23 protein-coding genes are annotated in these 22615 nt (G+C 57.7%); 1 reads left to right on the plus strand and 22 read right to left on the minus strand.

Annotation, left to right across the window (positions count from 1 at the left end):
* Positions 1-56: 56 nt before the first annotated feature.
* The 12 genes from J2S62_RS08375 to J2S62_RS08430 form a co-directional block, all read right to left on the minus strand.
* Positions 57-2294 carry a polyribonucleotide nucleotidyltransferase gene (locus J2S62_RS08375; protein WP_310173570.1) on the minus strand — a complete coding sequence of 746 codons (2238 nt, stop codon included), beginning with the start codon at positions 2292-2294 and terminating at the stop codon, positions 57-59.
* 217 nt (positions 2295-2511) lie between these two features.
* The gene (gene rpsO / locus J2S62_RS08380) at positions 2512-2781 is read right to left on the minus strand and encodes a 30S ribosomal protein S15 (RefSeq protein ID WP_310173574.1); all 270 of its coding nucleotides are present in this window, start codon (positions 2779-2781) and stop codon (positions 2512-2514) included.
* Between the two features lie 106 nt (positions 2782-2887).
* Positions 2888-3679, minus strand: coding sequence for a class I SAM-dependent methyltransferase (locus tag J2S62_RS08385; protein ID WP_310173580.1), 792 nt, complete (start codon positions 3677-3679; stop codon positions 2888-2890).
* Positions 3680-4669, minus strand: a complete 990-nt coding sequence (locus J2S62_RS08390; RefSeq protein WP_310173584.1) for a bifunctional riboflavin kinase/FAD synthetase — start codon at positions 4667-4669, stop codon at positions 3680-3682.
* A 33-nt stretch (positions 4670-4702) separates the two neighbouring features.
* A complete protein-coding gene (locus J2S62_RS08395; RefSeq protein WP_310173586.1) occupies positions 4703-5134 on the minus strand; it encodes a hypothetical protein in 432 nt (143 codons plus the stop codon).
* A complete protein-coding gene (locus J2S62_RS08400) occupies positions 5127-5480 on the minus strand; it encodes a hypothetical protein (RefSeq protein WP_310173587.1) in 354 nt (117 codons plus the stop codon). Before J2S62_RS08400 ends, J2S62_RS08395 begins: the two co-directional genes overlap by 8 nt.
* A complete protein-coding gene (truB, locus tag J2S62_RS08405; protein WP_310173590.1) occupies positions 5477-6397 on the minus strand; it encodes a tRNA pseudouridine(55) synthase TruB in 921 nt (306 codons plus the stop codon). The genes J2S62_RS08400 and truB overlap by 4 nt, the downstream gene beginning before the upstream one ends.
* A 4-nt stretch (positions 6398-6401) precedes the next feature.
* Entirely contained in the window at positions 6402-6815 is a 414-nt protein-coding gene (gene rbfA / locus J2S62_RS08410; protein WP_310173593.1) for a 30S ribosome-binding factor RbfA, read from the minus strand.
* Between the two features lie 62 nt (positions 6816-6877).
* Entirely contained in the window at positions 6878-9691 is a 2814-nt protein-coding gene (gene infB / locus J2S62_RS08415) for a translation initiation factor IF-2 (protein WP_310173595.1), read from the minus strand.
* 183 nt (positions 9692-9874) lie between these two features.
* On the minus strand, positions 9875-10189 hold the full coding sequence (locus J2S62_RS08420; RefSeq protein ID WP_310173598.1) for a YlxR family protein: 315 nt from the start codon (positions 10187-10189) through the stop codon (positions 9875-9877).
* Between the two features lie 74 nt (positions 10190-10263).
* Positions 10264-11268, minus strand: a complete 1005-nt coding sequence (gene nusA, locus J2S62_RS08425; RefSeq protein ID WP_310175805.1) for a transcription termination factor NusA — start codon at positions 11266-11268, stop codon at positions 10264-10266.
* 79 nt (positions 11269-11347) lie between these two features.
* The gene (locus tag J2S62_RS08430; RefSeq protein WP_310173600.1) at positions 11348-11917 is read right to left on the minus strand and encodes an LSm family protein; all 570 of its coding nucleotides are present in this window, start codon (positions 11915-11917) and stop codon (positions 11348-11350) included.
* Positions 11918-12018: 101 nt separating this feature from the next.
* Here J2S62_RS08430 and J2S62_RS08435 point away from each other — a divergent pair, with 101 nt between their 5' ends.
* Positions 12019-12711, plus strand: coding sequence for a hypothetical protein (locus J2S62_RS08435; RefSeq protein WP_310173604.1), 693 nt, complete (start codon positions 12019-12021; stop codon positions 12709-12711).
* A 53-nt stretch (positions 12712-12764) separates the two neighbouring features.
* Here J2S62_RS08435 and J2S62_RS08440 read toward each other — a convergent pair whose 3' ends face one another.
* The 10 genes from J2S62_RS08440 to tsf all read right to left on the minus strand — a co-directional run bounded on the left by J2S62_RS08440 (position 12765) and on the right by tsf (position 22566).
* Positions 12765-14585 carry a proline--tRNA ligase gene (locus J2S62_RS08440; RefSeq protein WP_310173606.1) on the minus strand — a complete coding sequence of 607 codons (1821 nt, stop codon included), beginning with the start codon at positions 14583-14585 and terminating at the stop codon, positions 12765-12767.
* A gap of 50 nt (positions 14586-14635) precedes the next feature.
* Entirely contained in the window at positions 14636-15307 is a 672-nt protein-coding gene (locus J2S62_RS08445; protein ID WP_310173610.1) for a hypothetical protein, read from the minus strand.
* A complete protein-coding gene (locus J2S62_RS08450) occupies positions 15304-16119 on the minus strand; it encodes a hypothetical protein (protein WP_310173612.1) in 816 nt (271 codons plus the stop codon). Before J2S62_RS08450 ends, J2S62_RS08445 begins: the two co-directional genes overlap by 4 nt.
* 22 nt (positions 16120-16141) lie before the next feature.
* Entirely contained in the window at positions 16142-17059 is a 918-nt protein-coding gene (locus tag J2S62_RS08455; protein WP_310173616.1) for a GNAT family N-acetyltransferase, read from the minus strand.
* A gap of 8 nt (positions 17060-17067) precedes the next feature.
* On the minus strand, positions 17068-18402 hold the full coding sequence (locus J2S62_RS08460) for a M50 family metallopeptidase (RefSeq protein ID WP_310173619.1): 1335 nt from the start codon (positions 18400-18402) through the stop codon (positions 17068-17070).
* A 7-nt stretch (positions 18403-18409) separates the two neighbouring features.
* A complete protein-coding gene (locus J2S62_RS08465; protein ID WP_310173623.1) occupies positions 18410-18973 on the minus strand; it encodes a DivIVA domain-containing protein in 564 nt (187 codons plus the stop codon).
* Positions 18974-18990: 17 nt separating this feature from the next.
* Complete coding sequence (locus J2S62_RS08470) at positions 18991-20166, minus strand: phosphatidate cytidylyltransferase (protein WP_310173626.1); 1176 nt, start codon at positions 20164-20166, stop codon at positions 18991-18993.
* 21 nt (positions 20167-20187) lie between these two features.
* Positions 20188-20745, minus strand: a complete 558-nt coding sequence (gene frr / locus J2S62_RS08475; RefSeq protein WP_310173629.1) for a ribosome recycling factor — start codon at positions 20743-20745, stop codon at positions 20188-20190.
* 62 nt (positions 20746-20807) lie between these two features.
* A complete protein-coding gene (gene pyrH, locus J2S62_RS08480; protein WP_407649934.1) occupies positions 20808-21584 on the minus strand; it encodes a UMP kinase in 777 nt (258 codons plus the stop codon).
* 145 nt (positions 21585-21729) lie between these two features.
* Complete coding sequence (gene tsf / locus J2S62_RS08485) at positions 21730-22566, minus strand: translation elongation factor Ts (RefSeq protein WP_310173632.1); 837 nt, start codon at positions 22564-22566, stop codon at positions 21730-21732.
* Between the last annotated feature and the right edge of the window lie 49 nt (positions 22567-22615).

Below are 22615 nucleotides of genomic sequence, written 5' to 3' on the forward strand. Positions count from 1 at the left end.
TGAAAATGCCGGGCTGAACGTGGTGTTCAGCCCGGCATTTTACGGTTTAGCAGGGGTTAGTCGTCTTGACCTTCTTGGTCAGCTTGGCCGTCTTCAATGACGGGGACCAGCGACAGTTTGCCACGATCATCGACCTTGGCGATCTCGACCTGAATCTTGGACCCAACAGCAACGACATCGTCGACTTCGTCGACGCGTTTGCCGTCGTTGAGTTTGCGCAGTTCAGAGATGTGCAACAGGCCGTCTTTGCCCGGGGTCAAAGAGATGAAAGCACCAAAGCTGGTGGTCTTGACCACGGTGCCGAGGTAGCGTTCACCGACTTCTGGGACCTGTGGGTTGGCGATGGCGTTGATGGTATCGCGTGCCTCTTCAGCTGCTTTACCTTCGGTGGAACCGATCAGGACCGTGCCATCGTCTTCGATGCTGATGTCTGCGCCAGTGTCTTCCTGGATCTGGTTGATCATCTTGCCCTTGGGCCCAATGACCTCACCGATCTTGTCGACCGGGATCTTGACTGACAGGATGCGTGGAGCGGTCTCGCTCATTGCATCGGCTTCATCAATGACCGATTCCATGACCGACAGGATGTGCAGGCGAGCTTCGCGAGCTTGGGTGAGCGCAGCTGACAGGACGTCGGCTGGGAGCCCGTCGAGCTTGGTATCAAGCTGAATGGCGGTGATGAAATCCTTGGTGCCGGCAACTTTGAAGTCCATGTCACCCATGGCGTCTTCAGCGCCCAAGATGTCGGTCAGCGCGGCGTAACGGGTTTCGTTATCGACGGTGTCTGAAACGAGACCCATAGCGATCCCAGCAACGGAAGCGCGCAGTGGGACACCAGCGTTGTACAGCGACAGCGTTGATGCACAGACCGAACCCATCGAGGTCGACCCGTTGGAACCCAACGCTTCGGATACCTGACGGATGGCGTATGGGAATTCTTCACGCGACGGCAGAACCGGAGCGATGGCACGTTCTGCCAGTGCACCGTGGCCGATTTCGCGACGTTTTGGTGAGCCAACGCGACCGGTTTCCCCGACCGAATACGGCGGGAAGTTGTAGTGGTGCATGTATCGCTTGGAGGTTTCTGGGCTCAAGGAGTCCAGGCTTTGTTCCATCCGGAGCATGTTCAGCGTGGTGACACCCATAATCTGGGTTTCGCCGCGTTCAAAGATTGCGGAACCGTGCACGCGTGGCAGCACTTCCACTTCGGCGGTGAGTTGACGGATGTCCGTGAGCCCGCGGCCGTCGATACGTACCTGGTCGGTGAGGATCCGTTTGCGCACGATGTGTTTGGTGACAGCCCCGTAGGCCTTGACGATTTCGTCTTGGCGCTCTTCGAAAGGTTTGCCTTCGCCGGCCAGTGCTTCGATGACTTCTTTGTGGTATTCATCCGAAGCCGTTTCACGAGCCTGTTTGTCACCGATCGAGTAGATCTCGGTCAAGCGCTCGGCAGCGAATTCTTCAACCGCGTCGAAGGCGTCTTGTTCGTAGGCGCGGAACAGTGGAATTTCAACCGGCTCTTTGCTGGCCCGCTCGGCCAGATCTGCTTGAGCTTCACACAGCACGCGAATAAATGGCTTCGCAGCGTCCAAGCCGGCAGCAACGACATCTTCAGTCGGGGCGGCCACATTCTTGTCGTGAATCAGTGACCACGCTTCGTCGGTGGCTTCTGCTTCGACCATCATCACGGCGATGTCGTCATCGGCGATACGCCCGGCAACGACCATGTTGAACACGGCGTTTTCTAGTTGAGAGTATTTCGGGAAAGCAACCCACTGGGTTTCGCCTTGATCATCGGCAATGAGTGCCATACGTACCGCACCGATTGGGCCGGCGAAATCCATCCCGGTCAGGGTCGTGGACATGGAGGCGGCGTTGATAGCCACGCTGTCGTACATCTCGTCTGGGCCCATTGAAGTGACGGTCACGACGACTTGCACTTCGTTGCGAATGCCATCAGCAAAAGATGGGCGCAACGGCCGGTCGATGAGACGGGCGGTCAGAATAGCATCCGTCGGTGGGCGGCCTTCACGACGGAAGAATGATCCGGGGATCTTACCTGCGGCGTACTGACGTTCTTCAACATCAACGGTCAGCGGGAAGAAGTCAAAACCTTCACGCGGGCTCTTGCCCACGGTGGTGGTGGTCAGCATCGAGGTGTCTTCGTCTAGCATGACGAAGGCGGAGCCGGTGGCTTGTTTGGCCAGGCGGCCGGTTTCGAATCGGACGGTACGAGTACCGTATGCGCCGTTATCAATGACGGCTTCTGCAAATTGAATTTCTGGACCTTCCATAGGTCTCCTTTCAAATATTTGCATCAAACCCATCATGTCGGTCTTCGATCGAAACCTCCGCAACGTGTGCTCCGGAGGTCACTGTCGAGGACCGGGAAACGGAACGGGTTTGATGCAATTTTTCTGGTGTGCCAGATGGCACTGTTATCTAGTGTAATTAAACTTCAAGGCGGCGTCCGGCAATTCCCCGGAGCGCCGCCCCAAACTTTGTCTCACCCTACTTGCGCAGGCCGATCCGTTCGATTAATGAACGGTAACGTTCTACATCCTCGGAGTAGAGGTACTGCAGCATACGACGACGGCGACCGACCAGGGCCATCAGGCCGCGGCGGGTGTGGTGGTCGTGGGGGTGATCCTTGAGGTGTGCAGTCAGATTCGCGATACGACGGGACAGGACGGCGACCTGAACTTCTGGCGAGCCGGTGTCACCCTCATGGGTGGCGTATTCGGCAATAAGCTGCTGCTTTACTTCACGGGAAATTGACATGTGAAACTCCTTGAGAGCTGTACCGCGATCAGAGAACACCGACATGTCGGCGGGTATCGCCACCGCGGACCGCAGCGAACACCAGCCACCAACCTTACCACTTTGTTCAGTGACGACCCAATTGGCGCTTGTGCATCCGCCAAGCGGCCGTGACGTAGGGCAATTGGATGGTGTCATCTTCGGTGTAGCCCAGATGATCCAGCAGGTACCACTGAAGATTGTCATGCATGCGCGCCCGCTGTCGCGGGGTCGTGCGCAGATAGTAGGCCCTGCTCATCATGAGCTGATGAATTTGTTCAACATTCAAGCGTTGATGCCAGTGCCACCAGGCGCCCTCGGGTTCGGTGAACTGCTCAGTCACCTGTGGTGGTTTCTCAATGGGATGCACGTCGCCCGAGTGCATGATGCGGCACAGCCGCAATACCCAATCATGTGAGGTGTCGATTTGGTGGTGCACCACGGCGAAGGTTCCCTCTGCTGCTAAGAGCTCGGCGGCCTGGTGGCAGCCTTGAACCGTATCAATCCAGTGCCAGGCTTGAGCGCAGACGACTAGGTCTGCTTGGTTTTGCCATGCCGTGGTGTCTAACTCTTCGACTGAGCTCACCACGGTGGTCACGTCAGGGTGATTCGCTGCGAGGATGTGCAGCATGTGTGCGGCCGGGTCGACTGCGACCACGTCCCACCCGGCTGCAACAAGTTGGTCGGTAAACAGTCCTGTGCCGGCCCCCAGATCAATGGCTAGGCCCGCAGAGCGTGAGGTGAGAAACGGCAGGATCTCGGCTTGGTAGCCGGGCCGGATGCTGTGGTAGAGCTCAGCTTGGTCGGTGTCGAAGGCTAGCTGGTAGCGTGTTCGTGCGTCCCGGTTCAGTGTCGTAGCTGAGGAGCGGCGAGCCGACATTTATTGAGCGCCTCGGGGCTGTGGAGCGTCAAGTTCTGGTGCTTCACCGGTGAGGATCGCTCTGGCATCGCTCACGTCGCGGTCCATTTGCGCGACGAGTTCATCAATACCGCTAAACGCCAGCATGCCTCGCAGCCGGGCGACGAATTCCACGGTGCAGTGCTGCCCGTAGAGGTTGAACTCTTCCAGCGCTTCGTCTTGCGGCCGGTCAAAAATATGGGCTTCCACGGTGCGGACAACATCGTTGAAGGTCGGGTTACTGCCCACCGAGATTGCCGTGGGCAGACGTTGTCCGGTCGCGTCGGTGAACCAGCCGGCGTAGACGCCATCGGCGGGGATCATGCCCTGGGCGTCGGGTGCGAAGTTGGCCGTTGGGAAGCCGAGTTCGCGGCCTCTGGCATGACCGTGGACGATGTCACCTTCGACCGTGTGGTAGCGGCCCAGGATACGGCTGGCTTGAGCAACATTGCCATGTGCTAGGGTCTCGCGCACCCAGGTGGAGGACCAACGTTCGGTTTCGCCCACGTCCTCAACTTCGACCACCTCAAAGTTGTGTACCTGGCCCAACTTTCGCAGGGTGTGAATGTCCCCGGTGTTGCCGGCTCCGAAACGCGTGTCAGCGCCGACGACCACGATTCGAGCGTTCAAGGCTTCGACGAGGATGTTCTCCACGAAGGCCTGTGCGGATTGCGCCGCGAAATCCAGTGTGTAGTGGATGACCAGTGTAGCGTCGAGGTCGCAGGCTTCCAGCAGCCGAATTTTTTGTGGCAACGACACGATGGGGACCAGGGGTTCTTCAGGCAGGTGGACCAACCGAGGGTGCGGGTCAAAGGTCACCGCGACCGAGGTCAGGTCGTGTTGGTGTGCGGTATCTACAACGAGCTTCAACACGGCCTGGTGGCCGCGGTGGACGCCGTCGAAGTTTCCGAGTGTGACCACCGACGGCGGTGTTGGTTGCTGTATTGCAGCGGTACCTGCCCAGTATTGCACTTGGTATCTTCTTTCGTATCGCGGGAGATGAGTCTAGGCTAACGGTTTTGGCCGGTGTTTATATAACCAATACAAGCCGATCAGCGGCAGGATGAGCGGGATGAAGCCATAGCCGATACCAAAGCTAGACCAGACGGTGGATTCGGGGAACATCTGGGGGGCCAGCAGCGACCAGGTGCCAACGGTCACCACGCCGATGAGTTCAAACCACACGGCAACCACTGCAACGCTCCACGCTTTGCGCCCCGGGGTCGCAAGGGCGATAGTGGCCACGATGTACACGATCCCGGCCATCGCCGACAAGGTAAATGCCACGGGCGCTTCATCGAACTTGGTTAGGATCTGGAATCCCGAGCGCCAGGACGCCGCCAGCGCTAAGATCGCATACAGCATGACGATGATGCGGCCGACGCCGGTGGTGCGGCCGGTTGCTTGTGTTGGGGTACGGCTGGCAATTTTAGCCATGCCAGATCACCTGCAATCTGTGAATCATGACCAATATGGTCGGCCCAATGGCGGCCATGACCAAATTGGACCAACGAGTTTTGTCCGTTATCCCCCAGAAGAACGCGATCGGGGGTAAGAGCATTGCCGTGATGATGTAGCCCCAAAATTCCCAGCCGGGACCATTAATAGGCACGGGTGACACCAGGGCGTAGATGGCGTAGACCCCCAGATACAGTTCAATGGCAGCCAGTGACAAGATCGACGAATCTGCCGGGTGGTCCCGAAAAATTGTCGCGGCAATACAAATGATCGCAGACAGGATGCCGATGACTGCCCCAGCGTAAAACCAGCCGTCGAGAATCATGCAGACGCCCCGGTCAGGTCTTCGAGCGTGGCAAACACGATCTCCGGCTTAGCTTCGATGGTGCCAGCACGTTCCACATCGGTGATCAACGCGACCAGCTGTCCATTCGCCAGCTGCGCTGCGTGCAGCTGGCTATCATCGGTCGGTTCGATGCGACGTCCATGGACGAGGTCTTGGGCCTGTGCAAGGCTCACGGTGCGGACCGGAAAGAGCTTTGCGGCCGCTTGGGAAATATCCGTGTATTGAAAGTCCTGGGCCAATTGTTCCAGGGTGGCGGCATTGGCGACGGTATAGGGGCCCACTGCGGTGCGGCGCAGGGCCGTGAGATAACCTCCGGTGTTGAGGTCCTCTCCCATATCGCGGGCCAGCGCGCGAATATAGGTGCCGGGCGTGCATTCGACCTCAACCTCGATGTCGATCGTCTTGCCGTCATCGGCACGGTTGATAGTTTCGACGTCGAACCGGTGGATGGTGACTTCGCGCGCCGGGATCTCGACGTCCTCGCCATCCCGGACCCGCTGGTACGCCCGTTTTCCATCAATCTTGATGGCGGATACTGACGAGGGTACCTGTTGAATCGTGCCGGTCAGTGCTGCGACAGCCCGCTGGATGTCTTCCGGGGTGACGGCATTCGCGAATCGAGTTTGAACGATCTCACCGTCGGCATCGTCAGTCGTGGTGGTGTGACCCAGTCGGATCGTCGCGCGATACGTTTTTGTGGTGTCGACGATGTAGGTCAGCAACCGGGTGGCCTTATTGAACCCGATGACCAGCAATCCGGTGGCCATCGGGTCCAATGTGCCTGCGTGGCCGACTTTTCGGGTTCCAGCGAGTTTGCGGGTACGAGACACCACATCGTGTGAAGTCCATCCCGCTGGTTTATCCACCAGAAGTAATCCCGAAGCGTCTGCCACCATTGTGTTATTCCTTATAAGGGTCTTCGTCACCGGCATAGGTTGCTGATTCGCGCTGTGCGGCGAGTTCAGCATCCCGGGCTCGAGCGGCGCGCAGCACTTCTTCCAGTTGCGCGGCGGTCTCGGGAACGGTGTCGCGGATGAGCTCTAGTGTCGGAACCAACCGGATGTTGAGCCCGCGGCCCATTTCGCGACGTAAGAGTCCACGGTTTTCTTCCATTGCTTCGTGCGCTGCGGCTACGGTGTCGTCATCACCAAAGACGGTGTAGTACACAGTGGCTTGCTGTAGATCATTGGTGACGCGAGCTTCGGTAATCGTGACGTTGTCGACCCGGTCATCTTTGATCGTTTTTTGCAGAGCTTCAGCAAGAAGCACTTTGATTCGTTGTGCCAGTCGTGCGGCACGGTTGTGATCTGCCATGGTAGATCTCCTGAAATGGGGTGGATCCGCGGCGTCCGGTGTGGACGCCGCGGAGCTGCAAGCTATACGCGCGGTATCTCTCGCATTTCGTAGTTTTCGATGATGTCGCCTTCGCGGATATCGCTGAATTTACCCAGTCCGATACCGCATTCGAAGCCTTCGCGGACTTCGGTGACATCGTCGGTGAAACGACGCAACGAGCCGATCGAAAGATCGTCGGCCACCACGCGGTTATCACGCAGTAGGCGTGCTGTGGCGTTGCGACGCATGATACCGGAGGCCACCATGGAACCGGCAATGGTGCCTGCTTTGGAGGAACGGAAGATTTCGCGGACTTCGGCGCGACCGAGCACCGCTTCTTCGTATTCCGGTTTCAGCATGCCCTTGAGCGCTTGTTCGATGTCGTCGATCACGTCGTAGATGACGGTGTAGAAGCGCATGTCGACGCCTTCTTCATCGGCCAGCTCGGTGACGCGTTCAGCCGGGCGAACGTTGAAGCCGATGATGACGGCATCGTCGACGGTTGCCAGGTTGACGTCGTTCTGGGTGATGGCACCCACGCCACGGTGGATAACGCGCAATTGGACTTCGTCCTTGCCGCCCACATCGATCTGCATGAGTGAATCTTCCAGTGCTTCCACCGGACCGGATGCGTCACCTTTAATAATGAGGTTGAGCGTATCCAGTTTGCCTTCGGCAACAGCCTGATCGAACTCTTCCAGGGTGATGCGCTTGCGGCGACGTGCCAGCATAGCGTTGCGCTTTGCTGTTTCGCGTCGTTCAGCGATCTGGCGCGCGGTCCGTTCGTCGTCGGTGACCAAGAAGACGTCACCGGCGCGCGGCACGTTGGACAGACCAAGTACCTGAACCGGACGTGACGGCAAGGCCTCTTTGACAGGGTCGCCATACTCATCGAACATCGCACGGACACGACCGTGAGCATCGCCCACGACCATGTTATCGCCAACGTGCAGCGTACCGTTCTGGACCAGGACGGTGGCCACTGGGCCTCGACCGCGATCGAGGTTAGCCTCAATGGCAACCCCACGGGCTTCACGTTCTGGGTTAGCGGTCAGTTCCAGCGCAGCATCGGCGGTTAGCAGGATCGATTCGAGCAATCCGTCGATGTTCTGCTTCTGCAAGGCAGAGATTTCTACGAACATGGTGTCGCCACCATATTCTTCTGGGACCAGGCCGTATTCGGACAATTCACCACGGATACGATCCGGGTTCGCGCCTTCCTTATCGACCTTGTTGATCGCAACCACGATCGGCACTTCAGCGGCTTTGGCGTGGTTGAGCGCTTCAACGGTCTGGGGCATGACGCCGTCATCAGCGGCGACGACCAGTACGGCAATGTCGGTGACCTTTGCACCGCGAGCACGCATGGCGGTGAACGCCTCGTGACCCGGGGTATCAATGAAGGTCAGCGTGCGCTGATTTCCGTCGTGTGGCACTTCGACCTGGTATGCACCGATGTGCTGGGTGATGCCGCCGGCTTCGGATTCACGGACCCGTGCAGAGCGGATGGCATCCAACGTGCGGGTTTTACCGTGGTCCACGTGACCCATAACGGTGACAACCGCCGGGCGGGCTTCCATGTCTTCTGCGGCTTCTTCTTCATCGAGGTCGATGTCGAAGGCGTCGAGGATTTCACGATCTTCTTCTTCTGGGGAGACGACTTGTACTTTATAGCCGATTTCCTCACCCAGGATAGCGAAGGTCTCTTCGTCCAAGGACTGGTTAGCCGTGGCCATTTCACCCAGGTGGAACAGGATGGTCACCAGTGCTGCCGGATCAGCTTTGATGCGCTCAGCGAGATCAGCAATCGAGGAGCCGCGACGCAACCGGATGACGGTATCGCCGTCACCCTTTGGTACCTTGACGCCGCCAATGACTGGAGCTTGCTGATGCTGCTCTTCGCGACGTTGACGCTTCTTGGAACGACGACGACCGGTTTGTGGTCCCCGACCGAAGGCACCCTGAGGTGAGCCACGGCCCGGGCCTCGACGCGGTCCGCCACCGGCGCCACGACGTGGTCCCCCACCGCGGCCTGGTTCGGCCGGTTTGGGCGGGGTGATCTGGCCGGGCATCATTGCCGGCGATGGGCGTGGACCTGAACCGCGTGGTGCTGCTGTTTCAGGCTTACCGCCTGGCTTTGCGCCAGGTTTTGGTGCGCCCTTGCGAGGAGCCGGCTTGGGTCCGCCACGACCCGGTACAGGGCGTGGACCGCCACCACGTTCTTGGCGCATGCCTTGCTGCGGGGCGAACGGGTTGTTTCCTGGGCGTGGGCCACCACCGCGTGGTCCTGGACGAGGGGCGGTGGTGCCTTCCTTGGATTGGAAGGGGTTGTTACCCGGACGAGGCGCTGGTGCTTTCGGCCCTGGTTTTGGTGCCGCAGGCTTGTCCTGGCCAGGTTTTGCTACGTCTGGTTTTGCTGCGTCCGGTTTTGTTGCAGATTCTGGTTCTGCAACTGGCTCTGGCGCAGGCTTGGCTGCCGGTTTTGGAGTCTCGGCGGCAGGTGTTGGCGCGACCTCTGGCGGCGTGGGAGCCGGCTCTTGTGGGGTCGGAGCTTTCGGTCCTGGCTTCGGCGCTGCAGGCTTCGACTCTTTGGCCGGAGCTGCCGGCTCTTGTGCCTTTGGCGCGGCTGGTTTCTTGGCCGCAGGTTTCGGCGCGGCAGGCTTCTTGGCCGCGGGTGTTGGTTTTTCTGCCGGTGCGGCGTCAGCAAATTCTGCTTTCAAACGCTTCACTACCGGTGGTTCAATGGTTGAGGATGCTGAAGATACGAACTCGCCAATTTCTTCGAGTTTCTTCAGCGCCTCGCGGGATGTAATCCCAAGTTGCTTCGCAACTTCGTGGACGCGGAGTTTCGCCACGATTCTCCTATTCTGGCTGAATCGTGGCTGCCACTAGAACTTAGTGCATTACCGCGATTCTGGCCGGTCGAATTATATGCTCTGTCATCAACCGCATGACACCGTTTCCACGGTTGCTCATGCGTTGTGAGCTGACTGTGATATTCATCGTTGGGCACTCATCGTGTGCTCACCGGGTATCCATCAGATCTCTGACCCGCTTTCATCATTGTTATATGTGGTGGTGTCTGTCGTGTGCCATGCGCTCAGCGATTGTTCTAGCTGTGCGGTGTCGACCCGACCCCGAAAAGCCCGAGCAAAAGCGCGTTTGCGCAAAGCCGTGGACAAACACTTCGGGTCGCGGTGCAGCCAAGCACCACGTCCCGGTAGTACGTTGCGCTGATCTAAAACTAATGATCGGGAATCATTGGCTTCGTCGAACGCGACACGTACCAAACTGTCAATGGTTTCACGTGTGCGACAGCCAATACATAACCGCATTGGTACATGCTTGGCCATGGGCCTCCACATCTGCCACACTATCGTCAACCTTTAATAGTCTAACGCAAAGCGCCTGGTTGACGCCAAAGGAGCTAAGCCTCTGGAGCCGCTTCAGCGCCTCTTTGCTGTTCGTAGACCGTCTCTCCCATGATGTCGATGCGCCATCCGGTCAGTTTTGCGGCCAGTCGGGCGTTCTGTCCTTCTTTGCCAATGGCAAGAGACAGTTGATAATCAGGTACGACAACGGAGGCTGAACGAGTTGCTTCATCCACTCCAAAGACTTTGACGACCTTTGATGGGGATAGGGCTGCGGTGATAAACGCAGCGGGATCTTCTGAGTAGTCAACGATGTCGATCTTCTCGTCGTTGAGCTCGGTCATGACCGCTCTGACACGGCTGCCCATTTCGCCAATGCAAGCACCTTTGGCGTTGATACCGGGTTCATTGGCTTTCACCGCGATCTTGGTGCGGTGTCCAGCTTCCCGAGCGATCGCGGCGATCTCGACACTGCCGTTGGCGATTTCTGGCACTTCGAACTCAAACAGTTTACGGACCAGTCCCGGGTGGGAACGCGACAAGGTGATGGACGGACCCTTATTGCCACGAGTCACGGACACAACGTAGGAACGCAACCGGGTGCCGTGTGAATAGTCTTCGCCAGGGACTTGTTCTGCCGGTGGAAGAACACCTTCGACACTGCCCAGATCTACCTGAATCATATGCGGGTTGTTACCCTGTTGGATCACGCCCGAGATGACCTGATCCTGTTTGTCCCGGAACTCCCCCAGCACTTGATCATCTTCAGCATCGCGAAGGCGCTGCACAATCACCTGTCGGGCGGTCGAGGCAGCGATCCGGTCAAACCCTGATGGGGTGTCATCGAATTCGCCAATCGGCTCGTCATTATCCCCGTATTCGACTGCCCAAATGGTGACTTTGCCAGTTTTGGTGTCTACTTCGGCTCGGGCTTGTGGGATCGCGCCGGGAGATTTATGGTAGGCCAGCAGCAGTGCTTGCTCGATTGTTGAGATCAGTTGATCCAACGGAAATTCATGTTCCGTCTCAAGCATGCGCAGCAGGGAAATATCGATATCCACCAGGGGTCCTCCAGGGGTCATTCACTTGTGATTCTGTTATGTGGTGCAGTTATAGCTGACCGGGGCCAGAGTTTCTAGGCTATTTTAGCTGAACTTGGACGATGGCATTCGACAGCCGCTCGTAGGAATAGTGCTCGGGCTTGGCGTACTTAGCGGGCATACCTTTTTTCGCACCCGGAGTGATGATCGACAGCTCGACACCCTCAGCATCGACATCGTGAATTTTGGCGTCCGTGGCTTCCTGGTCATCAATTCGAACATTGACCACACGTCCGAGATTTTTCTCCCAGTGATGTTTGCGCACCAGTGGTCGGTCGGTACCGGGTGTTGTGACCTCCAGCGTGTACGATTGCGAGCCGAGTTCCGGGATCGCATCGCCTTCGGCATCAAGCGCGGCCGAAACTTCTTGGGTTATTACCCCGATGGTGTCAAGGCTGATGCCGTCCTGGTCGTCGATACGGTCTACGACGACAGAAAGGACTCGGTCCCCTGGCTGACCTCCCAGCACGACTTCTTCACACCAGAGCCCCTGGCCCTCCACCACGGCCCCGATCAGCGACTGGAGCTCAGACCGCTGGATCGGATCTAACTCCGACACGGCGGGGCGTGATTCATGGACGTGTTGAGCGAAACTACGACGGTTGACCATAGCGCGGTGATGTACTCCTAGCAGTGCGTTGTATAGACATTTGTACCAACCTCGGCCCGGTCCGAGTGGTGTTCGGTGGAACTATGACACAATAACGTGATGTGAAGTATGACGATTCGATCCGACAAGGTGTGGCACCCCGCCGTCCGATGTGGCCTGGGGTCATCACTGCAATCGTGCTTATTGCGCTTGTGGGACTCGGCACGTGGCTGGCCACCAGTCTGGTCCGAAGCAGCGATAGTGTCACCGAGGAATCCAGCGAGTTGACCGCTTCACAGCACATTGAACATCTCGTCAGAGTTCTGCGGATATCTGCTGCTTCTGCTACAACACCACCGCATGTCCAAACTATTCCGGATGCCGTAGTCAGCAGTGAACCGGTCTCGTGTGGTTCGCGTTACGCCCAGGCATTGGAACATGCGACTATCCAGCTGCATGGGGTTGATTACTTTTCTACGGTCGCAGGAGCCCGAGTCGTCGATACGGCATTGTGGCGTGCCCAGCAATCGCAAGCCCACGATAGCGCACTAGCCCTCACGCGACTGTTCCCACCGGAGTGCGAACCGGGGGTGCCGGTGACCTTTGTGTTATCCGACACGTTACGCCGCGCCGACGGGATGAGCCTCGGCCATATGGTGAAGGTCTCAGATAATTTGTTGGACGAGTGGTCCCAGCTGTACCTGTTAGCCGAGACCGCACCGGAACGTGAATTAGCCCTAGCCGGTTTATGGCAAGTGATCAGCTGGGAGGCCACTTGGCAGCCTGGCAAATCGCCTTTTACGTTTACCAGCTAAACGTACCCTGATGGCCGGGCGAGTGGCCATCGCCCGGCAACCACAACGGGTATCTAACGGTTCTGGTAGCTGTGCACGAGATTGGTCAAGTGCTCCAGTGCATCATCTACCGCAAGATCTTCGCGGGTAGCGGCGAACCGGTCTTTGAGTTCGACCGTGCCTTTGGCTAACCCTCGTCCCACGATGAGGTGGATGGGTACGCCGAGCAGTTCCGCATCGGAGAATTTTTCTCCCGCATGTGCTTTTCTGCGATCATCCAGTAATACCTCGATGCCTGCGGCTTCGAGTTTGGTGGCAAACTCTTCGGCGGTCTCAAAGATACTGTCGTCTTTACCGGTGGCCACAATGTGAACGTGGGCAGGTGCGACGTTGATTGGCCAAATCAAACCCTGTTCATCATGATGGGCTTCGGCCAGCGCTGCGACGGCACGCGAAATGCCGATACCGTAGGAGCCCATGGTCACGACGACTTGTTTCCCATTTTCGTCGAGCACTTTGAGTCCTAGTGCTTCAGCGTACTTACGGCCTAACTGGAAGATGTGGCCCATTTCCATACCCCGGCGGGTAGCTAGCGGTCCCGAACCATCTGGTGCCGGGTCGCCATCTTGGACCGCGGTGGCCTCCAGCACGCCGTCCCAGCTGAAGTCGCGTTCTGCGACCAATCCAAAGACGTGTTGTTGGTCATCGTTGGCTCCGGTGATCCACGTGCTCCCCGGAACGATCCGTGGGTCGACGAAAAACGGGATCCCGGTCTGCGACTCGGTGCCCAGCATTTGCTGGACTTGTCCGGCGTTGAATGCCGTGGGGCCGATATAGCCTGGCACAAGTTGCGCGTGTTTGGCGATGTCGTCTTCGGTGGCCGGCTCTACTGACGGTTCACCGGTCACACCCAGTGCTTCACCAATGGAAGCTTCGAGGCGTTTGATGTCGACGTCACGGTCCCCGGGCACGGCTACGACAAATACTTGCCGTTCATCTCCGTCTAGCACCGCGGTCAGGACGACACATTTTAGTGTCTCGTGCGCCTGCCACTGACCCGTTTCTTTGGGTGCCAGGTCATTGGCTACTTCTACCAGCGCGGCAATCGTAGTGGAGGCGGGGGTGTCTTTGACTTCTGGAGCAGCTGCATCGGTGTAGTCGATGGCGTCAGGAACCACCGTTGAGACGGCTTCGACATTGGCTCGGTAGCCGCCGGGTGATTCAACGAAGGTGTCCTCCCCTGCTGCGGAGGGGTGCAAGAACTCTTCTGAACGGGACCCACCCATGGCACCGGCCATGGCTTCCACGGCAACCACGTCTAAACCGAGGCGCTCAAAGATGCGCACGTAGGCTTCGCGGTGTTTCTCGTAGGCTTCATCCAGGCCAGCATCGTCGATCGTGAAGGAATACGAGTCTTTCATGATGAATTCACGAACTCGCAGTAGACCAGCTCGCGGGCGGGCTTCGTCACGGTATTTCGTTTGGATCTGATAGAGATATACCGGCAGATCTTTATACGACGAGTAGTGGTCTTTGACTAACAAAGTGAAGAGTTCTTCGTGGGTGGGTGCCAGCAAGAAGTCCGCACCCGAGCGATCTTGTAGGCGGAAAATGCCGTCGCCGTAGTCTTCCCACCGCCCAGTGGCCTCGTAAGGTTCCTTGGGCAAAAGAGCTGGGAAGTGCACTTCCTGCCCGCCGATGGCGTTCATCTCTTCTCGAACAATGTTTTCCACCTTGTTTTTGACGCGCAGTCCAAGAGGTAACCAGGTGTAACCACCCGGTGCGGCTCGACGAATGTAACCGGCACGGACAAGCAGTTTGTGGCTGGCTACTTCGGCATCGGCCGGATCATCTCGCAGGGTGCGAAGAAATAGTGTGGACATGCGCAATGGCACTGTGAGGGCTCCATTCAAGAAGGGTGGTCGGTGGTTATCTGGCAAGTATTCTACCGCAGCGTTTCTTCGAGCTGATCGATCAGAGTCAGCGCCAAGCCCACGTCTGTGGCCGGGGTCGAGGCAACTGCATAGACCCAGGTGGTGTTGCGAACCAGTACTACCGATGTGCTCGGTTCGTCGGCGGGGGTGACACGGATTTGAAATGCTTCATCGGTGTGGTGGGTCAGTGGCTGGATTTCGTACCCTTCGCAGGTTTGAGCGAAATCTTGGATTTCGTCCGTGAGCGCGGTGGCACGTTCGGGGGATTCAAAACCCAGGGCAGCTAGACCGGTCGTTTCCTCTTGGTCGTCTGCGGTGTCTTCGTCTTGGGCTGCGGCTAGACCGTAACCGGCAATCTCAGGTTGGGTTTCGAACGCCGCAGGACACGAGTTGGTGTCTTGCGCACCATCTGACTGGTCATCTTCGTCACCCTCTGCGGTGAGCACCGCGGATAATTCATCGAGGGCTGCAGCACCCTGGGGCAGCTGTGCTGGGTCGGAGGCGCCCATGACGGTGGCAATGGCATCAGTGAGCTCATCTTCCGAGGGCAACTGATCGGCGGGATCAGCTGTCACGGTTTCAGTCACCGTGGCAGTGGGTGCAGGTTCAGGTTCGACCGGTTGATCGGTACAAGCAGTCAGGCCCAACACGGCAAGGAGCAATAGCAGAGCGGCAGGTTTCACAGTTCGTCTTGCACCATTTCTACAACCTCGGCCAACATGGTGATCGCTTCGTTCAGACGTTCTCCGGGCTCCACTGTGACCCAGTAGACGTGACTGTCAAAGCGTGCCACGACGGTGGCGTTGGTCACTGAGATGTGTTCAGGTTCGGGTTCTGGAATCTCATCGGGTGAGATGACGTAATCCGGCAGACCTCCGGGATTTGGAACCGTGGTATCTGAGGATTCAAACGCAGCCGATAATTCTCCAGCCGATGTTAGGACCATGTCTTGGTCTGCTTGAGTCATGATCTCGGGCACTGATAGGTCTGTGGTGTCGGCAAAGGTCGAGGCCTCGTAGTGCAAGGTGAGGACATTGGTGTCATCAATGGTCAGGTCGACCGAGGGACATTCCACCCAGGGATCGGTTCGTGCCCCAAAGTATGCGCTCGCGTCATCGGCGGTTTCAAGGTCGGCTGCGACGATGGTTTGGGCGCTATGCTGTGCGTCCTCGCCAGATTGTGAGTGAAATCCCATCGCCACCTCGGTGGTGGTGTAAAACTCTGGGTCAATGGTCCCCGCGCACTCAGCAGGTTCCGGTGCGTACTGGGCGATTTCGGCTGCCGCACTATTGAGAGCTTCGATGGCGGGCTGCCCGGTGGAGATGATTGCCTCCTCGCCTAGGGCCGCTTGGATAGCCTCATAGAAGATGGTTTGAGTAGGCACTTCCACTTCCGGAGGCGGGGTGACGTCGACCGAGGAAGACTCGCGCGGCTGTGAACAGCCGGTCAATACCAGGGCTGTCACCGCACCGAGCACCAGAAGTTGCCTGCCCATGCCTGCCTTTCCTTCGTACTGTTTAGAATAATACGGTCGCGAAGCGATCGACGGTTTCAAATCCGACGCGTTGGTAGGTGCGGATGGCGGCCGTGTTGAAATCATTGACGTAGAGGCACACCACGGGAGCAAGGCCTAGTGCATGATTGACCACCGCTGCCATCGCTGGTGCAGCACGGCCTTGACCGCGAGCTGCCGGAGCCACCCAGACGCCTTGTATTTGCACTGCGGAACGGGTGACAATGCCCAGGTCGGCCTTGAACGTGATATCTTCGGAGCCCGGTTCAATCAGAGTGTGGCCCTTGGCGATCAGTTGGCGAACTCGAAGACGGTAACCGCTTGAACCGTCGGCCAGAGGCGAATAGCCCAGTTCTTCCGTAAACATGGCCACCGAGGCGGGCAGGACTCGAGCATAGTCAGCTTCGGTGGCTAAGCGAACCTTGGGGTTTGCCACGACGTCTGGTTGGTCGGTGATCGTCATGAAGGGCTGATCTTTCCGGATGTCGCGGGCTGCTTGCCTGCCGTGGCGCAGCGCATCCCAGATACCTTCGACGGCGTGTTGGGGCCCGAAAATCGAACCGAAGTATTCTCTCAGGGCCCTCAGGGCCTGACCGAAGTACGCGCCGGCTTCAAAGTCGTCGGTCACCGGCACGATGTTGGCACCGGCCCAACAGGCGGCGATCAGCCTATCGGGTGCCCGGGGGTCAAAAATCCCCAGGAAAATACCGCGGGCGAATCCGCCGATAGGCCCAGCACGCCGACCGGTGTCCAGAATGGATTGCACATAGGCATTGGTGACGGGCTGTTGTTCAATGAGATGACGCAGGGCTGGGGTGTCCGAGTTGGCCAGAATGCGCACGGTATCACCGGTTGCCTGTGCCACGGTGTCTTCGGCATCAAGTAACCAACGAAGTGTACGGGTCAGGTGCCGCAACGTCACCCTTTCGTCTAGAACAGCGTTACCGGTTTGAAAATGTCTGCAACGATCAACAATACCCCCATCGTCAGCAATAGACCGAAGACGACGATGGTGAGCGGGAACATTTTAGCGATATCAAATGGTCCCGGGTCCGGTTTGCCTCGCAGTTTGGCCCAACCGCGCCGGAGGGCTTCCCACAACGCTCCCGCCACGTGTCCGCCGTCCAGGGGCAGCAGCGGGATGAGGTTGAATACCATCAAGGCTACATTGAGCCCGGCGATCAGCGATAGCAGCATCGCAGCACGATCCTCGATGGGGATATCCTGCTGGGCGGCCGCTTCGCCAGCGATCCGTCCAACACCCACGACTGAGACGGGTCCGGTCGGGTCCCGCTCTCCGTCGGTCAGGAGCACCTGAGCGGTTTCCCAAAGCTTGACCGGCAGGACGGTAATAACCGAGAACGTACCGGATATTTGGTCCCCCACCACGGTAAATGCGGCGCTTGCTGGCTGTTGTTGGTTTTCTACCATCGACGACATGCCAATGAAACCCACCGGTGCGGTTTCGAGCTGCCCTTTACTGTCAGTGACTGGTTGGTCAAACCGATCCAGGACGGGGCGCTGAGTGAGTACCGGGGTGATGGTTTCGTTGATGACTTCGTCATCGCGGACGTAGGTGATGGTGGTATTGGTGTTCGCGCGCTGCCGGATGGCCGCCGAAAGGTCGTCCCAGCTGTCGACCGGTTGGTTATTGAAGTGGGTGATTTCATCGCCGGGTCGCAGTCCGGCTTCCCAGGCCGGAGATGGCTCATCGTCTGGGTCGCATTCGGCATCTAGTGCACTGGCATCGGTGGTTTCGGTCATGCACTCGAAGACATCGTGCACTTTGGTGGTGGGTGTGGCTACGCCAAATGTGGACACGAGGATGGCGGTGATCACGAGCGCGATCACGAGGTTCATGAAGGGGCCGCCCAGCATGATAATGATACGTTTCCACACGGGCAGGGAGATGAACGTACGCCCGGAGTCGTGTTCGGTCAGTTGGGCGGCAGCGTCCTCGCGAGCCTGGTGAGCCATCGTCTGAAAATACTGTGCGCGAGCTTTGGATGGTTGTTGCCCGGGTTTGTTGGCCGGCAGCATCCCGATCATAGAGACGTATCCGCCCAAGGGGATGGCCTTGATGCCGTATTCGGTCTCACCTTTTTTCGTGGACCAAAGGGTCTTACCAAACCCAATCATGTATTGGGTAACACGAACATTGAAAAGTTTGGCCGGGACCAAATGTCCTATTTCGTGTAAGGCGATGGAGGCGGCGATTCCCACGACCATGATGAGAATGCCCAGCAGGGCGAGGACTAGCGTCATATGGTTCCTAGTCGAGCACGACTAGCAGTTCAATGACGGCTAGCAAGAACGCATCGACTTGAGCTTCATCGTATCCATGAGGGCCTTTTTGTGCGCGAAAGGTGACGTTTCGAACGTCATCGATGCGAATGTGCTCTTCGTCTTGAAGGTGACCGGTGATTTTGGCCATGCACACTTCCACGTCTGCGACATGATATCCCTGGACGCTTGGGTCGGCGGGGCGGAACTTTTCTCCGCGCGGGCGCTGCAATCGACCGTTGAGCTCTTCTAACCGATCCAGCAGTTGCAGATCCCAGGCCTGTTGACCATATGTGGCGATGAACTCATCGCGTTCTGCACGACGCAGTGCATCTTCCAGCCGTTCTAAGACTTGATCCACTTGATCCGTGCGGTACCCACCGCGCACGAGGTCAAAGGTCTTTGCTTGCACGGTATCTGCGGTGATCCCGGACTCGGTTTCATAGGCCTCTCGTGCAGCGGTAATGAATTCATCCACTTGGCCGGTATGGTATCCGAATTCACGCTTCTGCACGGTTTGAAACGGTGATGCGGTTTGGGTTTGAGTCGACACAATACTTCCTTTGAGATCTAGCCCAAGATCAGTGGCAGCACGACCACGAACAGGGTGTACCCAACGGGTACGGCAAACACGATTGAGTCTAAGCGATCCATGACGCCCCCGTGACCAGGCAGTGTGGTGCCCATATCTTTGACACCAAAATCACGTTTGATCATAGACGCGGCAAAGTCACCGGCTGTGGCCGCAAGCATCAGCACGGTTCCGATGATGCTTCCGACCCACCACGGGTACTCGAGGAAGAAGTGAGTCACTAGCATTGAAATGCCCACGGCACCCACCAGGGAACCAAAGAAACCTTCCCATGACTTCTTCGGCGAGATCTTCGGCGCCATGCGGTGTTTGCCCAGTGTAGCGCCAACGATATACCCGAAAGTATCACTGGCCACCACCGCGAGGACCGTGGTCATCAGCAAGAAACTCCCGTCGGGCTCCTGCAATAAGGTGATGCCGAACGATAGGAAGAACGGTAGCCATAGAATGGACAGTAAGGTGCTTGCCATCGAGGCGGCCGGCCGGTCCGGCTCCCCCACTGCAGTCCAAAATACGCTCAGCAGAATACTGCCAAATAGCGCAAAGACCATCGCATCGATACCACCGAACCAGGCCGCGGCGGGAATGCCAAGGCCAGCAACCCAGGCCGGTGTCAGTGCCAGATGGATGTTTTTGGTTTTGGTGACTTGAGCGAGTTCCCAAATTCCCAGGGTGACCAGTATCGCTACCAACAGCGCCAGGACGAGTGACGACCAAAAGATCCCCAGCGCCGCAGCAGCTAATAGCACCAGGCCAACCGTGATGGCTGCCGGTAGATTCCGCCCGGCCCGTGAGACGGGCTCTTCAGACGGCGCTGCGGGGAGCGGCTGTGAGGGAACATCGTCGTCAACCGCAACTTCTTTGACGGACAACACCGCGGCCTCTTCGGTGTCGAGGTCGGAGGATGGATCCGATCCTAAACCTAGATCCTCAGTCGTTTCATCCGGGATTCCGTTGGTCTGGTCTTGGGCTTGCTGCTGTCGGGCAGTGCGTCGGGCGCGCATCCGTTGTTGGGCAGCTTCAAGCGCCCGGCGTTCCCGGCGGGTCTGCGGCACGATCATGCCCGTCTCGGGGTCTCTGACTGGGTCAGGAAACCCATCGAGTTGGGTCACGACCGGAAACTGCTGTTCGGATTTTGGGTCTGGTGTGGACATGCAAGCAAAGGCTGTTAGAGCCTAGACCTCCAATAGTTCTTCTTCTTTGTTCTTGGCCATCTCATCGATTTGGTCCACGTATTTACGTGTCAGTTCATCGAGCTCTTTTTCGGCGCGGCGTCCATCATCTTCTCCGATGTCGCCATCGTCGACCATCTTGTCGATGGTTTCTTTCGCCGCGCGACGAGCGTTGCGTACCGAGACCCGGTGGTCTTCGGCTTTCGATTTGATCAACTTCACGTATTCTTGACGGCGCTCTTTCGTTAGTTCCGGCATCACAACGCGGATGACCTTACCGTCGTTGGACGGGTTTGCACCCACTTCGGAAGATGACAGTGCTGTTTCGATCTCGCGCAGTGCGGTGACGTCGAATGGTGAGATCAAAATGGTGCGGGCGTCTTGGACAGCGAATGAGGCCAATTGCTGGAGCGGAGTGGGGCTGCCGTAGTAGTCCACCAAGACTTTTGCGTATAGACCTGGGTTGGCGCGTCCGGTACGCACGGCTGCGAAGTCTTCGCGGGTTGCTTCTAGGGTTCGTTCCATCGCCTTTTTGGCGTCTGCTAATGCTGATGAGGTCATGGCTTCTCCTTCGTTGAATTCTGGGTGTGCCTTTAGTCTAAAACAGGCAGAGGTGTAGCAATTTACGGTGTGACAACGGTGCCTATGGATTCACCCAGCAGAGCGCGAGTGACGTTTCCATCGCCTTCCATGCCAAAGACCAGCATGTCCAAGTTGTTATCTTTACACATGGTCATCGCTGTCAGGTCCATAACGCGGATGTTTTTGATGATCGCCTCATCATAAGTCAGATGGTCAAACTTCTTGGCTTCGGCATCGACTTTCGGATCGGACGTATAGACTCCGTCGACACCGGATTTCGCCATGAGGACTTGGTCGGCACGGATTTCTAATGCGCGTTGTGCCGCTACGGTATCGGTCGAGAAGTACGGTAATCCGGTACCTGCTCCAAAAATCACGACACGGCCCTTTTGCATGTGCCGAATTGCGCGCTGCGGGATATAGGGTTCTGCTACCTGGTGCATATTGATGGCGGATTGGACTCGTGTGTCGACCCCGGCCTGGGTCAGGAAATCTTGAAGTGCCAGCGCATTCATGACGGTCCCCAGCATGCCCATGTAATCTGCCCGCCGGCGATCCATGCCGTTGATGGACAGCTCTGCACCGCGGAAGAAGTTCCCGCCGCCGACGACGATGGCGATTTCTACATGAGCTGCAGCCTGGGCGATCTGCTCTGCTACGGCTCGCACCGTATTGGGATCTACCCCAATTGATCCGCCACCGAAAACTTCGCCTGAAAGTTTCAACAGGACGCGGCGACGGTGAACGGCGTCGAGTTTTGAGTTGCTTGGGCCATCTTGTAATCCGCCGGGAACGTTGATGGCGGGAGTATCTGACACGGTAAGGCTCCTGAGGGTCCGATGAAATCGTGGGGGCATGAGAAGGGGGTGATCACCGTGTGTGGTGATCACCCCCTTGCTATAGGTAGTAACGCTGTTGTATTACCTAGACAATTCCAAACACTGCGGTGCGGTTAGAAACGCGTTAGGCTCCAACACGGAACCGGGCGAAAGCCAGCGCTTTCGTTCCTGCGTCTTCCAGCACGGCACCAACGGTGGTCTTGGTGTCTTTAGCAAATGGCTGGTCCAGCAGGGCAACTTCTTTGAAGTAACCGGTCAGGCGGCCTTCAATGATGTTCTGCATGGCACGCTCTGGCTTGCCTTCAGCACGCGCAGTCTCTTCGGCGATACGACGTTCGTTGGCGACGGTCTCTTCCGGAACTTCGTCCCGAGAGAGGTAGGTTGGGCTCATTGCAGCAACGTGTACTGCAACATCGTGGGCTGCCGTCTGTGCGGCTTCGGAGTCAGCATCGACAGCCATGAGGACACCAACCTGAGCTGGCAGGTCAGCTGATGTCTTGTGCAGGTACGCATCGACGAATGCGCCTTCGACGCGGGCCAGTCGACGTACTTCAACTTTCTCCCCCAGCAGGGCGCCTTCTTCTTTGACGAAATCGCCCAGTGGGTTGCCGTTGTAGTCAGCGGCCAGCAGGTCATCGACGTTATCGGCACCTGAGGCCACAGCGGTCTCTAGCACGGTGTTAGCCAGTTCGATGAACTTATCGGATTTGGCCACGAAGTCGGTTTCGGAGTTGATCTCGATCATGACGCCAACGCCGTCTTTGACGGTGGCGGTGATGAGACCTTCAGCGGCGGCTCGACCTTCACGTTTGGAGGCACCTTGCAGACCTTTGACGCGGATGATTTCCATCGCCTTATCGACATCGCCTTCGGCTTCGTCGAGGGCCTTTTTGACGTCCATCATGCCGGCGCCAGTACGCTCACGTAGGGCCTGAATGTCTTTGACTGTGTAATTCGCCATTACAGATATCCCATTCCTTGGATGTTCGTTGCGGTGTGGCCCGCAATTC

The sequence above is a fragment of the Enteractinococcus fodinae genome, assembly GCF_031458395.1.
Classification (GTDB): Bacteria; Actinomycetota; Actinomycetes; order Actinomycetales; family Micrococcaceae; genus Yaniella; species Yaniella fodinae.

Excerpts from the sequence above, each read along its gene's own strand:
- J2S62_RS08375 (WP_310173570.1), bottom strand. The coding sequence starts at position 2,294 with ATGGAAGGTCCAGAAATTCAATTTGCAGAAGCCGTCATTGATAACGGC.
- rpsO (WP_310173574.1), bottom strand. The coding sequence starts at position 2,781 with ATGTCAATTTCCCGTGAAGTAAAGCAGCAGCTTATTGCCGAATACGCC.
- J2S62_RS08385 (WP_310173580.1), bottom strand. The coding sequence starts at position 3,679 with ATGTCGGCTCGCCGCTCCTCAGCTACGACACTGAACCGGGACGCACGA.
- J2S62_RS08395 (WP_310173586.1), bottom strand. The coding sequence starts at position 5,134 with ATGGCTAAAATTGCCAGCCGTACCCCAACACAAGCAACCGGCCGCACC.
- J2S62_RS08400 (WP_310173587.1), bottom strand. The coding sequence starts at position 5,480 with ATGATTCTCGACGGCTGGTTTTACGCTGGGGCAGTCATCGGCATCCTG.
- truB (WP_310173590.1), bottom strand. The coding sequence starts at position 6,397 with ATGGTGGCAGACGCTTCGGGATTACTTCTGGTGGATAAACCAGCGGGA.
- rbfA (WP_310173593.1), bottom strand. The coding sequence starts at position 6,815 with ATGGCAGATCACAACCGTGCCGCACGACTGGCACAACGAATCAAAGTG.
- J2S62_RS08420 (WP_310173598.1), bottom strand. The coding sequence starts at position 10,189 with ATGGCCAAGCATGTACCAATGCGGTTATGTATTGGCTGTCGCACACGT.
- J2S62_RS08430 (WP_310173600.1), bottom strand. The coding sequence starts at position 11,917 with ATGGTCAACCGTCGTAGTTTCGCTCAACACGTCCATGAATCACGCCCC.
- J2S62_RS08450 (WP_310173612.1), bottom strand. The coding sequence starts at position 16,119 with ATGGGCAGGCAACTTCTGGTGCTCGGTGCGGTGACAGCCCTGGTATTG.
- J2S62_RS08460 (WP_310173619.1), bottom strand. The coding sequence starts at position 18,402 with ATGACGCTAGTCCTCGCCCTGCTGGGCATTCTCATCATGGTCGTGGGA.
- J2S62_RS08470 (WP_310173626.1), bottom strand. The coding sequence starts at position 20,166 with ATGTCCACACCAGACCCAAAATCCGAACAGCAGTTTCCGGTCGTGACC.
- frr (WP_310173629.1), bottom strand. The coding sequence starts at position 20,745 with ATGACCTCATCAGCATTAGCAGACGCCAAAAAGGCGATGGAACGAACC.
- tsf (WP_310173632.1), bottom strand. The coding sequence starts at position 22,566 with ATGGCGAATTACACAGTCAAAGACATTCAGGCCCTACGTGAGCGTACT.